The sequence below is a fragment of the Acidovorax sp. MR-S7 genome (genome assembly GCF_000400995.2).
GTDB lineage: Bacteria > Pseudomonadota > Gammaproteobacteria > Burkholderiales > Burkholderiaceae_C > MR-S7.
Map to the genome: position 1 here is coordinate 72,322 of NZ_DF238917.1, position 14,696 is coordinate 87,017.

At 73.0% G+C, this 14,696-nt stretch carries 13 protein-coding genes; 3 read left to right on the plus strand and 10 right to left on the minus strand.

Annotated features, from left to right (window positions below; translation table 11 throughout):
- Window positions 1-5: 5 nt before the first annotated feature.
- On the minus strand, window positions 6-893 hold the full coding sequence (locus tag AVS7_RS10195; protein WP_020230509.1) for a DMT family transporter: 888 nt from the start codon (window positions 891-893) through the stop codon (window positions 6-8).
- 65 nt (window positions 894-958) lie between these two features.
- On the opposite strand from AVS7_RS10195, the gene AVS7_RS10200 reads away from it, so the two are divergent.
- Window positions 959-1,867, plus strand: coding sequence for a LysR family transcriptional regulator (locus AVS7_RS10200; RefSeq protein WP_020230510.1), 909 nt, complete (start codon window positions 959-961; stop codon window positions 1,865-1,867).
- On the opposite strand, the gene AVS7_RS10205 is transcribed toward AVS7_RS10200, so the two are convergent.
- The 4 genes from AVS7_RS10205 to AVS7_RS10220 all read right to left on the minus strand — a co-directional run bounded on the left by AVS7_RS10205 (window position 1,864) and on the right by AVS7_RS10220 (window position 4,763).
- Window positions 1,864-2,322 (minus strand): hypothetical protein, encoded by a 459-nt coding sequence (locus AVS7_RS10205; protein ID WP_020230511.1) that lies wholly within the window; start codon window positions 2,320-2,322, stop codon window positions 1,864-1,866. The genes AVS7_RS10200 and AVS7_RS10205 overlap by 4 nt on opposite strands.
- A 97-nt stretch (window positions 2,323-2,419) precedes the next feature.
- Window positions 2,420-3,775, minus strand: coding sequence for a HAMP domain-containing sensor histidine kinase (locus tag AVS7_RS10210; RefSeq protein WP_020230512.1), 1,356 nt, complete (start codon window positions 3,773-3,775; stop codon window positions 2,420-2,422).
- On the minus strand, window positions 3,772-4,443 hold the full coding sequence (locus AVS7_RS10215) for a response regulator transcription factor (protein WP_020230513.1): 672 nt from the start codon (window positions 4,441-4,443) through the stop codon (window positions 3,772-3,774). The genes AVS7_RS10210 and AVS7_RS10215 overlap by 4 nt, the downstream gene beginning before the upstream one ends.
- Entirely contained in the window at window positions 4,443-4,763 is a 321-nt protein-coding gene (locus AVS7_RS10220; RefSeq protein ID WP_020230514.1) for a PepSY domain-containing protein, read from the minus strand. Before AVS7_RS10220 ends, AVS7_RS10215 begins: the two co-directional genes overlap by 1 nt.
- A 137-nt stretch (window positions 4,764-4,900) precedes the next feature.
- Between AVS7_RS10220 and AVS7_RS10225 the strand changes: the two genes are divergently transcribed.
- Entirely contained in the window at window positions 4,901-5,218 is a 318-nt protein-coding gene (locus AVS7_RS10225; RefSeq protein WP_034691618.1) for a PepSY domain-containing protein, read from the plus strand.
- Between the two features lie 27 nt (window positions 5,219-5,245).
- Window positions 5,246-6,616 (plus strand): ferric reductase-like transmembrane domain-containing protein, encoded by a 1,371-nt coding sequence (locus tag AVS7_RS10230; protein ID WP_020230516.1) that lies wholly within the window; start codon window positions 5,246-5,248, stop codon window positions 6,614-6,616.
- Between the two features lie 44 nt (window positions 6,617-6,660).
- On the opposite strand, the gene AVS7_RS10235 is transcribed toward AVS7_RS10230, so the two are convergent.
- The 5 genes from AVS7_RS10235 to AVS7_RS10255 form a co-directional block, all read right to left on the minus strand.
- Window positions 6,661-7,488 (minus strand): siderophore-interacting protein, encoded by an 828-nt coding sequence (locus AVS7_RS10235; protein ID WP_020230517.1) that lies wholly within the window; start codon window positions 7,486-7,488, stop codon window positions 6,661-6,663.
- A 185-nt stretch (window positions 7,489-7,673) separates the two neighbouring features.
- Complete coding sequence (locus tag AVS7_RS10240) at window positions 7,674-8,201, minus strand: PadR family transcriptional regulator (protein WP_144425074.1); 528 nt, start codon at window positions 8,199-8,201, stop codon at window positions 7,674-7,676.
- Between the two features lie 85 nt (window positions 8,202-8,286).
- A complete protein-coding gene (locus AVS7_RS10245; RefSeq protein ID WP_020230519.1) occupies window positions 8,287-9,969 on the minus strand; it encodes an NAD(P)-binding protein in 1,683 nt (560 codons plus the stop codon).
- The gene (locus AVS7_RS10250; protein WP_020230520.1) at window positions 9,957-10,946 is read right to left on the minus strand and encodes a two-component system response regulator; all 990 of its coding nucleotides are present in this window, start codon (window positions 10,944-10,946) and stop codon (window positions 9,957-9,959) included. Before AVS7_RS10250 ends, AVS7_RS10245 begins: the two co-directional genes overlap by 13 nt.
- A gap of 1 nt (window position 10,947) precedes the next feature.
- Window positions 10,948-14,655 carry a PAS domain S-box protein gene (locus AVS7_RS10255; RefSeq protein WP_234449999.1) on the minus strand — a complete coding sequence of 1,236 codons (3,708 nt, stop codon included), beginning with the start codon at window positions 14,653-14,655 and terminating at the stop codon, window positions 10,948-10,950.
- Window positions 14,656-14,696: the final 41 nt, after the last annotated feature.

A 14,696-nucleotide genomic window follows, 5' to 3' on the forward strand; every position in this document is an offset into this window, starting at 1 on the left:
CGATGCTAGCGCGCCCGCAATGTCCACAGCGCCGCCCCCGCGATCAGCGCGCCGCCCGCCCAGCCCGTGGCGCTGAGGCGCTCGCCCAGCCAGGCCACGGCGAACAGCGCGCCCCAGGCGGGCTCCGTGCCCATGAGCAGCCCCACGCGGCTGGGCGCGCTGTGCTTGAGCGCCCAGTTCTGCGCGAAGAAGGCGAACACCGTGCAGCCCAGCACGAGGTAGAGGCTGGCGGCCCAGAAGGCGCCCTCGCGCGGCAGCGGCGGCAGGCCGCCCAGCGCCAGCGCCGCCAGCAGGCAGCCCGCGCCCACCACGGCCGATTGCACGGCCGTGAGCAGCAGCATGGGCGCCTGCGCGTGGCGGCGCGCCAGCAGGCTGGTGGCGCACACGGTGACGGCGCGCAGCACGGCGGCGGCCAGCATCAGCGCATCGCCCAGGCCCCATTGCAGGCGCCAGCCGCCTGCGAGCAGCGCGGCGCCCAGCAGCGAGACGGCGGCGAAGCCGAACAGGCGCGCGGCGGGGCGCCGGCCCAGCAGCGCCCATTCGGCGAACGGCGTGAACACCACGCACAGGCTGATGAGGAAGGCCGCGTTGCTGGCCTGCGTGTGCGCCACGCCATAGGTTTCGCAGACGAAGATCGCCAGGAGCAGCCCGCCCAGCGGCAGCCCCGCGCGCCAAGCATCGCGCCGCTGCGCGGGCGTGGCGCGCACGCAGGCCGGCGCCAGCAGCACGGCAGTGAGTAAAAAGCGCACAGCCAGGAAGCCCAGCACCGGGTAGAACGCCAGCGCGCCCTTGGCCACGCCGTAGCTGGTGCCCCAGACGATGGCGACGAGCAGCAGGGCGGCGTCGGAGATGCGCGGCAGCAGCGCGGGAGAGGTATGGGTGAGAGCGGTCATGCAGGCATCGTAGATTTGCGCCTTGCAATCGATAATCCAGCACACTGACACAAGACCTGTTCCCTATGCGCACGAATGCAGCCCTCGACCACCTCGCCGACATGGCCGTCTTCGCGCGCGTGGTGGAGGCCGGCAGCTTCTCGGGCGCGGCCCGCGGGCTGGGCCTGACGCCCTCGGCCGTGAGCCGGCAGGTGGCGCGGCTGGAAGGGCTGCTGCGCGTGCGCCTGCTGGAGCGCACCACGCGCAAGCTGCGGCTCACCGAGGCCGGCCAGGCGGCCTTCGCGCGCTGCCAGGCGCTGGAGGCGTCCGCGCGCGAGGTGATGCAGCTGGCCGACCGCCACGCGGCCGCGCCCAGCGGGCTCGTGCGCATGGCCGTGCCCAAGGCCTACGGGCGCCAGCGCATCCACCCGCTGGTCGCGCCGTTCCTGGCCGCGCACTCGCAGGTGGACGTGCAGCTCGTCACCACCGACCGCGCGGTGGACCTGTTCGCCGAAGACATCGACCTGGCCGTGCGCATCACCGACACGCCGCCGCCCGGCCTGGCGGGCCGGCCGCTGGAGGCGGTGGAGCACCTCGTCTGCGCCAGCCCCGCCTACCTGGCGCGGCGCGGCACACCCGCGCACCCGCAGGACTTGGCCGCGCACGACTGCATCCCCCTGGGCGAGGGCCCGGTCGGGCTGCGCTGGCGCTTCGCGCGCGGCGCGCAGCAGGTGGCGGTGGCGGTGCGCGGGCGCTACCGGGACAACCACAGCGAGAACCGGCGCGACGCGGCCCTGGCGGGCCTGGGGCTGGCGAGCCTGCCCGCCTTCACCGCGCAGGCGCAGCTCGCCAGCGGCGCGCTGGTGCGCGTGCTGGCCGAATGGCGGCACGGCACGGACTATTCGGGCACGGCATGGCTGCTGTACCCGCCAGGCCGCTTCCTGCCCGCGCGCATGCGGGCGTGGATCGACCACCTGGCAGAGAAGTTGGCCTAGCCGGGCACGCCTTCCCAGGCGGCGCGCTGCAGGTCCAGCGGCAGCTCATGGGCCAGCGCCATGTGCTCGCGCTCGTGGTGGTGCTCCAGCACGTGGCGCAGCGCGTGCGCGCCGTCCAGCAGCGCCAGCACCGCGCGGCGGCGCTCCGTCTCGCCCTGCAGAGGCTGGCGCGCCGCCGCCTGCACGCGCTGCAGGTGCTCGTCGGCCAGCAGGGCGATGCGCTCGTGCTCCAGCAGGTAGACGCGCGGCGCCCAGCGGGCGCCCTCGGGCACGTGGGGCAGCAGGCGGGTGTTCTCGATCTCGATGTGCTGGGCCAGCTCCTGGCGCCAGCGGCGCAGGCGCTCCAAGGCGGCGCCGAAGTCCGCACCCACGATGTCCAGCAGGTGGGCATGCAGCAGCGCATCCAGCCGCTCGTGCTGGCGTTCGAAATAGGCGGGGGGGTTGCTCGTGGGCATCGCGGGTCCGATTCTGCCACCCGCGCAGGCACAGGCGGACGCTACTTTTTCAATAGCTGCTTGTGCTTTCCCATCAAGCGCTACAGGGTATTTTTCTTCATACTGCCGCTGGCAGGTGCAGCCGCAGGCACGCGCCGCCCAGGGCTGAGGGGCCGGCCTGCACGCTGCCGCCATAGGTATCGGCCAGGCCGCGCACGATGTCCAGGCCCAGTCCGGCGCCGGGGCGCCGTTCATCGAGCCGCACGCCGCGCTCGAACATGCGCTCGCGCTGGGCCTGCGGGATGCCGGGGCCGTCATCATCCACGGTGAAGCACAGCTGGCCGCCCTCGCGCCGCACGTCCACGACCACGCGCGAGCGCGCCCATTTGCCGGCGTTGTCGATCAGGTTGCCCAGCAGCTCGTAGAGGTCTTGGGGTTCGCCGCGAAAAGCCGCGTCTTGCGCCTGGGGCGCCAGCTCGAAGCGCAGCCCGCGCGCGGCATGCAGCTGCTGCATGGTGCGCAGCAGGGCCCGCACGGGCTCCAGCACCGGGGTGGCGAGGCCGGTGGCGCGCACGGCGGCGGCGGCGCGCGCGCGCGCGAGGTGGTAGTCGACTTGGCGGCGGGCGGATTCCACCTGCTCGCGCACCAGCGTGCCCAGCGGGCCGGGCGCCTGCGCGGCGGCGTTGGCCAGCACGGACAGCGGCGTGTGCACGGCATGCGCCAGGTTGCCGGCCTGGGTGCGGGCGCGCTGCACCATGTCGGCGTTCTCGGCCAGCACATGGTTGAACTCGGTCGCCAGCGGTTGCAGTTCCCGCGGAAACGGCCCCTGCAGTCGCGCGGACGCGCCGCCGCGCACGGCGGCCAGCTGCTGGCGCAGCAGTTGCAAGGGGCGCAGCGCGAGCTGCAGCTGCAGCACGACGGCCAGCGCCAGACCAGCGGCCAGCATGCCCAGGGCCATGAGCAGCATGCGGGTGAAGCCCTGCAGGGGCTCGTCCAGCAGGGCCCGGTCGCCCGCCACCGCCAGGCGCAGCGGCGGCGCTGCATCGTCGGGCAGTTGCAGCGTGCGCGCCACGGCCAGCAGCCGGTGCCCCTGGGCGTCGTGCAGGTCCAGTACGCGGTAGCCCCGGTAGCCCTCGGGCGCGGGCGGCAGGGACAGCGCCTGGTCCCAGAGCGAGCGCGAGCGCGCCACGGCCATCCGGGGCGCATCGCCCAGCTGGTCGATCTGCCAGTACAGGCCTGACAGCGGCTGCTCCAGGCGCGGGTCCGCCGCCATGGGGGGCACGGCGGGCCGCCCGTCCGCGCCCCATTCCACCGCGGCGGTGAGCTGGTCGAGCTGCAGCAGCAGTTGCGCCTGCAGCTGCTGCGCGATGTGGTCCAGGAACAGGGCGCGCAGCCCCCAGCCGGCAATGGCGATGCTGAGCAGCAGCCAGGCCAGCGTGCCTGCCAGCAGGCGCAGGCGCAGAGACCCCTTCATGCGCCGGCGCCCGTATCCACCAGCCGGTAGCCCAGGCCGCGCACGGTTTCGATGCAGCCTTCGGGCAGCTTCTTGCGCAGGCGGCCCACGAAGACCTCAATGGTGTTGGAGTCGCGCTCGCTGTCCTGCGGGTAGATGCGCTCGGCCAGTTCGGTGCGCGACAGCACCTGGCCCTTGCGCTGCATGAGCAGCGACAGCAGCTTGAATTCATGGCTGGTCAATGCAAGCGCCCGGCCGTCGGCCAGCACGCGCGCCTGGCGCGTGTCCAGCCAGAGCGGGCCGCACTGCCACTGCGCGCTGGCGTGCTCGCCCGCACGGCGCAGCAGGGCGCGCAGGCGCGCGAGCAGCTCCTCCATGTGGAAGGGCTTGGCCAGGTAGTCGTCGGCGCCCGCGTCCATGCCGGTCACCTTGTCCTGCCAGCTGCCGCGCGCCGTGAGGATGAGCACCGGCATGTTGCGCTGCGCGGCGCGCCAGCGGCGCAGCACGGACAGGCCGTCGAGCCGGGGCAGGCCCAGGTCGAGCACCACGGCGTCGAAGTTCTCCACGTCGCCCAGGTAGTGCGCCTGGACGCCGTCGCCCGTGGACTCCACCGTGTGGCCCGCGCCGGCAATGGCCTGCACGAGCTGGGCGCACAGGGTGGGCTCGTCCTCCACGACCAGGATGCGCATCAGCGGCTTTCCTTGCGCTTGATCTTCAGCACGCGGCCGTCGACCGCGTCCACCTTGAGCTTGGCCATGCGCCCGTCCCTTTGCAGCAGGCGGATCTCGTAGATGTAGCGGCCATCGTCGCGTTCGAACTCTATCTTGAGCACCTGGCCCTGGTATTCGCTCTCGACCTTGTCCAGCACCTGGCGCAGCGGCAGCACCTGGCCCTGCTGCAGCGCCTGGCGGGCCAGCTCGTGGTCGCGCTCGCCGGCATGCGGCCGGCCCGCGCCCAGCATGGCCAGAGCGAGTGCGAGCAAGACGGTGGTGCGGCGGCAGACGTTCATAGGGCCGGTTTTATACGCGCCGCGCGATGAACCTCCGATGAACGGCGCCTTCAGCAAGGATTCACGGCGGCTTTTCGAGAATTCCCGGCAGGCAGGGCGTCGTGCCCGGCCATTTCAACCCAGGAGCCATCACCACCATGCAACGCAACATCCGCCGCTTTCTTATCGCCATCGCCGCCGGCGCCGCAACGACCTGGGGCGTCGCCCAGACACAGGCCCCATCGGCAGCCCAGGCCCCCGCGGCAGCCATCGCGCCTGCGGCGGCGCAGTTGACCATCCGCGACGTCTACGACCGCATGGAGACCGCGGGCTACCGCGACATCCGCGAGATCGAATGGGACCATGGCCGCTACGAGGTCAAGGCCAGCAACGCCCAGGGCGAGCGTGTGAAGCTGTACGTGAACGCCACCACCGGCGCCGTGGAGAGCAGCCGCCTCCGCGGCCGCCGCTACTGACCTCCCGCCACGGACAAGGAGAACGCCATGCGCATCAAGGCAGTCCTGTGCACGTGGTTGCTGGCCATCGGCCTGGCGTGGATGGCCGTGGTGCCGGCCGTGCCGGCCGTGCAGCCGCTCGCCGATGCACAGGGCGCGGCCGCGGGCTGGTGGCAACTGCGGCAGCACGCCCTCTACCTCACGGGGCTGTGGAGCATCGGCCTGATGGCCCTGGCCATGCTGCTGGCGTTGCGCCTGCCCTGGCTGGAGCGCCCGCTGGGGGGCATGGACCAGGTCTACCGCCTGCACAAGTGGGCGGGCACCGGCGCCGCCATCGCGGCCATCGCGCACTGGGGCGCCAAGGAGTCGGACGGCTGGATCAAGGCCCTGTGGGGCCGCGCCGGCAAGCCGGCGCGCGACACCGTGCTGCCCTGGTTCACCGACATGCGGGGCCCGGCGAAGGACCTGGGCGAATGGGCGTTCTACCTGCTGCTGGCCATGGTGGCTTTCACGCTGCTGACCCGGCTGCTGGCCTACAAGCCCTGGCGCCTGCTGCACCGCGCCATGCCGCTGCTGTTCCTGGCGCTGGCAGCGCATGCGGCGGCCTTGATGCCGGCCGGCTTCTGGGCTCCGCCGCTGGGCCCGGCCATGGGCATGCTGCTGGTGCTGGGCAGCCTGTCCGCGCTCTGGTCGCTGGCGGGCCGGGTCGGCCGGGCGCGCAGCCACGCCGGCCGCATCCACGCCGTGCGCGTACTGGGCGAGGGCCCGCTCGCTCCCGTCGAAGTGGTCTGCGCGCTGCCGGCCAGCTGGCCGGGCCACCGCGCGGGGCAGTTCGTCTTCGTGTGTTTCGACCACGCCGAGGGGCAGCATCCCTTCACCATCGCCAGCGCACCCGGCAGCCTGGGACATGGCGACCAGGGCGGGCCTCTGCTGCGCCTGGTCATCAAGCCGCTGGGCGACTACACCCGCACCCTGGGGCAGCGCCTGCGCGCGGGCCAGCGCGTGGACATCGAGGGCCCCTACGGCCGCTTCGACGGCCAGGGCGAGCAGCGGCGCCGGCAGGTGTGGGTGGCCGGCGGCGTGGGCATGACGCCCTTCCTGGCGCTGCTGGAGGCGCGCCAGCCGCAGGCCGCGCCCGTGCATGCGCAGCCCGTGCACATGCACTACTGCACACGCGATGCGGCGCGCGATCCGCTGCTGCCGCGCCTGCGCAAGCTGTGCGCGCAGGCACTGCCTCCCGTGCAGCTTCACGTGCACGACGATGCGCTCGGCCAGCGCCTCACGCCCCAGGCGCTGGAGGCCCACGCCGGGCCGCTCGACATCTGGTTCTGCGGCCCGCAGGGCCTGGGCGCGCAACTTGCCGCACATGCCGGCGCGCGGCCCTGGCGGCTGCACCGCGAATCGTTTGCACTGCGCTGATACATCCCCTGCGCCAGATCATGGCCGGAGCCACATCGGCAGGATCAATCCTCGACCGTGTCGTGCGTTCCCGCGCTGCCGCGCCGCCAGTAGCCCGAAACCTTCACCCACTTGGGATGCACGCCGCGCTCGCCCACGAGGTGCGCACGCAGCGCCTTGGCGACGCCGGTCTCGCAGGCCACCCAGGCGTGCACGTCGCCCGCGGGCAGCGCCTGTGCGCGCAGCGCGGCCAGCAGCGGCCCCGCATCGCCCGGCGCGGCGCCGCTGCGGTGCACCCAGTGGATGCGCGCATCGGCCGCCGTGGGCAGGGGCTGCTCGTCGGCCGGGCCGTCCACCTCGACGAGCGCGAGCGCGGGTGTGCCCGCCGGCAGCTCGCCCAGGCGGCGCGCGATGGCGGGCAGGGCCGTTTCGTCGCCGACGAGCACGTAGCCGTCGAACGCCAGCGGCACCAGCAGCGAGCCGCGCGGCCCGCCCACGCCGATGCGCTGGCCCGGAGCGGCCTGCAGCGCCCAGGCGGTGGCGGGGCCGGCGTCGTGCAGCGCGAAGTCGATGGCCAGCGTGCGCGCGGCCGCGTCGTGATGGCGCGGCGTGTAGTCGCGCATGGGCGGGCGCGGCGCGTCCGGGTCCGGCTGGCCCTGCGCGCCGAAGTCCGGCAGCCGCAGCGCACCCGAGGCGGGATCGGGCAGGATGAGCTTCACGTGGTCGTCGAAGCCGGGGCTGTGGAAGCCCTCCAGTTCGTCACCGTCGAGAGTGACGCGCACGCAATGCGGCGTGATGCGCTCGGCGCGCTGCACGGTGAGCGTGCGCAGGCGCAACTCGTGGCGCACGCGCTGCAGGGCGCGGGTGGCCATCCGTTCGTCGGTGGTGTTCATGTCGGGTGTCCTTTCGTTTCAGGGATCCATTGCGCTACGCGCTGCCCACGCCGCATGAAACGGGCGTGCTTCATGCGCAGGCCACCGCGCAAGGGCCGCCCCGCCGCGCCGGTGGCGTCCCCCTGCCCGCAGCGCGCAGCGCTGCGAGAGCGGGGGGAAGACGCGAAGCGTCTCAGGGGGGTGGTTCAAAGTCTTTCAATGTGCCGGGCCGCGGCGTCGAGCACATCGGCGATGGCATGGGCCTGGGCGTCGCCCATCGGCTCGCGGGCCAGGCGCATGTGCAGCGCCTGGCGCAGGTTGTGCACGGCCCGCTCCACGGGCGCAGGGCGCGCGCCGTGGGCATGCACGGCGGCGCCGGTGTCCATGCGGGCCAGCAGTTCGTCCACCTCGGCGCGGTGGGCCTGCAGGTGCTCCAGCCCAGCGGCGGTGATGGTGTGCCGCTTGCGCCCGCCCTCGCCGGCGGTCACGGTGACGTGGCCCATCTCCTCCAGCAGCGTGAGCGTGGGGTAGACCACGCCGGGGCTGGGGCTGTAGCTGCCGCCCAGCCGCTCTTCGATGGCCTTGATGAGTTCGTAGCCGTGGCGCGGTTTGTCGGCGATGAGTTGCAGCAGCACGAGGCGCAGCCCGCCGTGGCCGAACACGCGCCCGCCGCGCCGCGTGGCCGGATGGCCGGTGCGCAGGTCGAGAAATTCAGGGTCTTTCATAGTATTCATTTCGATATATCTTTTTATTTACGATATATCGAAATTGCTGATGGCGGCGGGCCTCCGCCCGAAGCCCCCATGGGCGCCGTGGTTGCTACCCCGCCGCCGCCAGCCCTGCCGCATGCCCGCGCGTGAACGCCTCCTCGAACACCGAATAGCCCGACCAGTCGGCATGCGCGAACAGCAGGCGCCGGGTGACGGGCGTGGGCAGCAGCGGCACACGCTCTCCATTCGATAGCTGCCAGCGCTTGTCAGGCAAGCGCTGGAGGCCGATTTGGCTCAAGAACCCGAGCGTGCCCGGCACGGGGATGGCCATGGCGTGGCCGTAGCGCGTGATCTCCATGCGCGTGGCGCGGCCGGCCACGTCGGGGTGGGGCACGGCCAGCGCGGCCAGGATGGCGTCGCGCCAGTGCGTCCAGGGCCGCTCGGCCAGCGCCTGGCGGGCCTGCGGCACGTCGCCCAGCGCCTGGTAGTAGGTGAGCACGGTGGGCCCGGCGAGCAGCGCGCCGGGGTCCAGCCGCTGGTGGCCCGCATCCACGTAGCCCAGGCCGCCGGGGGTGGGGTCCGCGTAGAGCACGTTGTCCCACGCGGGGGCCGCGCCCTCGCGGTCGGCCAGGGGCGCGCCGATGTGGAGGTTGGCCACCAGCCAGGGCGCCCACTGCAGGCGGCGCGCGGCCTCGTGCACGAAGGCGGGCGCGGGCTGCACCACGCGCGCGGCGATGAACGCAGGCAGCGCCACGATGCAGCGCGCGGCCTGCCAGCGCACCACGCGGCCGTTCGCATGGTCGAGGGCATCCACCTCCACGCCGTGGCGTGTCTCGGCGATGCGCAGCACGCTGGTGCCGGTGCGCAGGCGGCCCGCGAGCGGCGCGGCCAGGCGCCGGGCGAGCCAGCCGTTGCCCTCGGGCCAGGTGAGCACGGCCTCGCGCTCCTCGCTGCCCGGCGCCTCGCCCGGCGCGTGGAAGCCGTGGCGGCTCGCAAAGTAGTGGATCCCCGCCCAGGCCGAGACGCGCGCCGTGCCCGCGCCGTAATCGTCGCGGCAGCAGTAGTCCAGGTACCAGCGCAGGTGTGCGTCATCCAGGCCCTCGTGTGCCAGCCAGGCATCGAAATCGATAGCATCCAGCGCTTGGTGGACGGGCGCTGCAGGCCGGTCTGGCATCCAGCTTTTGAATACCGGCATGGTGAAGGGCGCTGCGCGCGACAGCGCAGCCACGCGCGCGGCGAAGCGCCGGTACTGCGCCAGCGTGGCCTCGCCCACGCCCTGCACGGGCAGCAGCCCCTCCTGCCAGTGGCCCTGGAAATACAGCCGCTCCTGCGGGCTGTGGCACAGGTGGCGCCCGTCGTCGCCCCCGTACTGCCAGCGCCCGGCCACGCGCTGGCGCAGCCCCAATTCCTCCAGCAGGTCCTGCACTTCGCTGGCATGCTCGCCAGGCACGGGCAGGTAGTGCGCGCCCAGCGGGCAGGCGACGCCCCGCACGCTGCCGGCGCGGCTGTTGCCGCCCGGCGTGTCCTCCAGCTCCAGGAGCTGGAAGTCCTCCACGCCAGTCAGTCGCAGCGCCCGCGCCGCGGCCAGGCCGGCCACTCCGCCACCGGCGATCACCACACGGGTGCGGCGCGTGACGGCCGGCGCGGCATCTTCGCTCGGCCGATCGCGCAAGGCATGGCCGCGGCCCATGCCGATGCCGGTGAAGCCGCCTTCGAGCGCGCGTTGCGCGTTGCAGCCCGCCAGCGCCAAGGCGCCGGCGTGCAGCAGATTGCGGCGGCTCAGTCCGGCCATTGCTCCTTGATGGCGATGAGCGCGGGCAGCTGCGCGATGAAGACCTCGACCATGTCCGGGTCGAAGTGCCGGCCGGACTGCGCGCGCAGGTGCTCCACGGTGGCCTCGGTGGTCCAGGGCTCCTTGTAGGGGCGGCGCGCGGTGAGGGCGTCGAACACGTCGGCCAGGGCCACGATGCGCGCCTCCACGGGGATGGACTCGCCCGCCAGGCCGTGCGGGTAGCCGCTGCCGTCCCATTTCTCGTGGTGCGCCAGGGCGATGGTGTGGGCCATGCGCAGCACGCCGCCGGGGTGCTGGCCGATGATCTCGGCGCCGATCTCGGGGTGGCGGCGCATCACGTCCCATTCCTCGGGCGTGAGCTTGCCGGGCTTGCGCAGGATCGCGTCGGGGATGCCGATCTTGCCCACGTCGTGCATGGGCGCGGCGTTGAGCAGGTCTTCCGCCCATTCCGGCGCATGGCCCAGGGCGAGGGCCAGCGCCTGGGCGAAGTGGCTCATGCGGATGACGTGCATGCCCGTCTCGTTGTCCTTGTATTCGGCGGCGCGGCCCAGGCGCTGCACGATCTGCAGGCGCGTGGCGCGCAGCTCCTCGGTGCGCACCAGCGACAGGTGGGTGCGCACGCGCACACGCACGATGGGGGCGCTGACGGGCTTGGTGATGTAGTCCACGGCGCCGGCGTCGAAGCCGCGCGTCTCGTCGGCCGTGTCGGTGAGCGCAGTGACGAAGATCACGGGGATGGCGGCGGTGGCGCCGTCGGCCTTGAGCGCGGCGCACAGGGCGTAGCCGTCCATGCCGGGCATCATCACGTCGAGCAGGATGAGCTGGGGCTGCTGCTGGCGGGCGATCTGCAGGGCGCGCGCGCCGTCGGTGGCGAAGAGCAGGCGGTAGTCGTCCTGCAGCACGTGGCGCAGCACCTGCAGGTTGGTGGGCTCGTCGTCGACGAGCAGCAGGCGGGGGCGATGGTCCTGGGTTGGCATGTCAATCGGTCTGGTGGCGCAGCACATGCAGGCGCTGCACGGCGTCGTCGAAGTCGAAACGGTCCAGCGCCTCGCGCAGCGCGTCCAGGCTGGTGGCGCTCAGGTGCCGCTCCAGCGCGGCCAGGGGCTCGGCCGGCAGCTCGCCCGCGGCCAGGGCGTCAGCCAGCGCGTCGATGGCGGCGCGCAGGTCGGCGCGCTCCTGCGCGCCCAGCGTGCGGGGTGCGGCGGGGGCCGGCGCGGCATCGGGCGCATCCAGGCTGTTCAGCGCCTCGGCCACGCCGGCCAGCGCGCAGTCCAGTGCCTCGACCAGCGCAGGCCATGCGGCGGTTTCGTGCGCGCGTGCGGCGGCTTCGAGCCGCGCGGCCTGCGCCTGCAGCGCGGCCAGCGCCAGGTTGGCGGCGGCGCCGTGCAGGCGGTGGGCCGCGGCGGCCACGGCCCGTGCGTCGGTGCGCTGCACGGCGGCGCGCAGGGCGGCCACGGTGGCGGCGCCGTCCTGCAGATAGCGCTGGATGGCCTCGCGCAGGTAGCGCGCCTGGGTCCACAGGCGCACGCCGCGCTCCCAGTCGATGGCGGGCAGGCCCGGCACGGCGGCTGCGGGCGCTGCGGAGGGTTCGCCGCCGGCCAGGCCGATCACGCGCGCGATCTCGCCCGTCAGGCGCAGCGGCTCGATGGGCTTGCTGGCGAAGCCGTCCATGCCGGCGGCGCGGGCGTTGCGCCGGTCCTGCTCCAGCACGCTGGCCGAGAGGGCGACGATGGCGGTGGGCGTGCGCGCATGCGCGCGCTCGAAGGCGCGCATGCGGCGCGTGGCCTCCAGGCCGTCCATGTCGGGCATCTGCAGGTCCATGAGCACCACGTCGAAGCGCTCGCGCTCGAAGGCCTGCACGGCTTCCTGACCGCTTTCGGCCAGCGTGACCTTGTGACCGCCGCGCTGCAGGGTGAGCTGCAGCAGCTCCAGGTTGGCGGGCACGTCGTCGGCTGCCAGCACGCGCAGCGGCGGCAGGGCCAGGCGCGGGCGGCCGGGCTCGCTGGCGGCGTGGGCGGGGGCCTCGGCCACGCGCAGGGGCAGACGCACGCTGAAGGTGCTGCCCTCGCCCACGCAGCTGTGCACGCCGATGCCTCCCTGCATCAGCTCGGCGAGCTGGCGCGCGATGGTGGTGCCCAGGCCGGTGCCGCCGTAGCGGCGGGTGGTGGAGGCGTCGGCCTGCGAGAAGGGGTCGAAGATGCGCTGCAGGCCGGCCTCGCCGATGCCGATGCCGGTGTCCACCACGTCGAGCACCAGCTCGCCGTCGCCGCCGGCCACGCGCAGCGTCACCCCGCCCTCGTGCGTGAACTTGATCGCGTTGCCGATGAGGTTGAGCAGGATCTGCTGGATGCGGAAGGCGTCGCCGCGCCAGAACTCGGGCACGCACGCGGGGTAGTCCAGCACCAGGTCCAGGCCCTTCTTGGCGGCGCTGATGCGCAGCGAAGCCAGGATCTGGTCACACAGCTCGTGCAGGCTGAAGGTCTCGATCTCCAGCTCCACGGCACCCTTTTCCAGCTTGGCCGTGTCCAGGATGTCGTTGAGCAGCCGCAGCATGGAGCGCGCGGCGTGGTGCACGGTACCCAGGTGGCGGCGCTGGGTGCTTTCCAGCGGGGTGTCGAGCAGCGCCTCGGTGAAGCCGATGATGGCGTTCATGGGCGTGCGGATCTCGTGGCTCATGTTGGCCAGGAAGGTGCTGCGCGCCGCGGCGGCGGCCTCGGCGCGCTCCTTGGCGGTGCGCAGGTCCTGCTCCATGGCGCGGCGCCCGCTCAGGTCGGTGGCGAACATGATGACCTTGAAGACCTGGCCCTCGGCGTCGAAGATGGGGTTGTAGGTGGCGTGGATCCATACCGGCCGCCCGTCCTTGCCGAAGCTCTCGAATTCGCCGGCCTCGAATTCGCCCTGCGCCAGCCGCTGCCAGAAGGCGCCGTATTCGCCGCCCTGCGCGAACGCGGGCGCGCAGAACATGGCGTGGGGCTGGCCGATGACCTCGTCGAGCGTGTAGCCCATGAGCGCGAGGAAGTTGGGGTTGGCCGCGATGACGTGGCCGCGCAGGTCGAATTCCGCCGACGCCTGCGAGCGGTCGATGGCCTGCACCGTACCCACGAACTCGGCGTTGCGGGACTTCGGCTCGGTCACGTCGAGGATCACGCCGTCGATCCAGCGCATCGCGCCCTGCGCGTCGGCCACGCCCCGGCCGTTTTCCGACATCCAGCGCGTACGCCCGTCGCGGGTCTTGATGCGGTATTCGATGTGGTAGGGCATGGCCATGCGCAGCGCGTATTCCACCTCGGGCGCGATGCGCAGTGCATCCTCCGCGTGGATGAGGTGGCCGAAATACACGCGCTCCTGCACGAAGTCCTCGGCGCTCCAGCCGGTCAGGGACTGCACGGCGTCGCTGATGAAGACCATGGGCCAGTCGCCCTCGTTGCGGCAGCGGAAGGCCACGCCGGGCAGGTTGCCCATCAGGGAGCGCAGCTGCTCCTCGCCGCGCGCGCGCTCGCGCTCCAGCGCCTTGCGCTCGGACAGGTCGACCAGGAAGCCCACGAACAGCGGATCGCCCGGCTGGTCCACCCGGCCCACGGCCAGCCGCATGGGCAGCAGCGTGCCGTCCTTGCGCAGGGCCTCGATCTCGCGCCCGGCGCCGATGATGGAGGAGTAGCCCGTCTCCACGTGCCGGCGCAGGTAGCCGTCGTGCGCCTCGCGGTGCGGCGAGGGCATGAGCATGTGCACGTTGCGGCCGATCACCTCGTCGGCGCTCCAGCCCAGCAGCCGCTCGGCCGCGTGGTTGAACAGGCGCACGGTGCCCTGCGCGTCGATGATGACGATGCCGTCCACCGCCGTGTCGACCAGCGCGCTCAACCGCGACGCATTGGCGCGCGCCTCGCGCAGCAGCTGGCGAAAGCGCAGGTGCACGTTCACCCCGGTGATGGACAGCCCCGTCGCCAGCGCCGCCACGGCGATGGCCAGCGCCAGGTAGTGCGACGGCGCGCCCTGCCCCGCCGGGCCGGCGGCCTCGCCCACGACGCGCAGCGCGGCCATGCTGATGTAGTGCATGCCCGCGATGGCCAGGCCCATGACCACCCCGCCCAGCATGTTGGCGACGCGCGGGGACAAGCCGGCCACGCGCCCCAGGCGGAAGCGCACCCACAGCGCCGCGGTGGCCATGCCCACCGCGTAGGCGATGGAGGCCGCGAAGCCCGCCACGTCGTAGCGCATGAGCGGCGCGAACTCCGAAGCCGCCATGCCCGCGTAGTGCATAAGCCCGATGCCCGCGCCCACCAACGCGCCACCGAGCAGCAGCGAGCGCGCGCCGACCTGCTGGCGCGCCAGCACCGCCAGCGCCACCCAGGAGGCGAGCACGCTGGGCAGCACCGACAGCGCCGTGATCCACAGGTCGAAATGCCCCGAGGCGCACAGGTCGAAGGCCAGCATGCCCACGAAGTGCATAGCCCAGATGCCGCCGCCCAGCGCCACCGCGCCCGAGGCGATGGCCATGCGGCGGCTCGCGGCGTCCGGCGCGCGCAGTGCCAGGCCCGCCAGGTGCAGCGCCATCACCGACGACGCGATCGCCAGCGCCACCGACAGGCACACCAGCCGGGCATCGTGGTGCATGGCAACGCCATATGCGTCCCGCGCCACGCCGACGACGAAGAATTTCTCGAGCATTTCGCGGGCGGATGTAAGCAAAGGTGTTTCATTGTGCCGGAGCGCGGCCCCCGCGCTGCCGG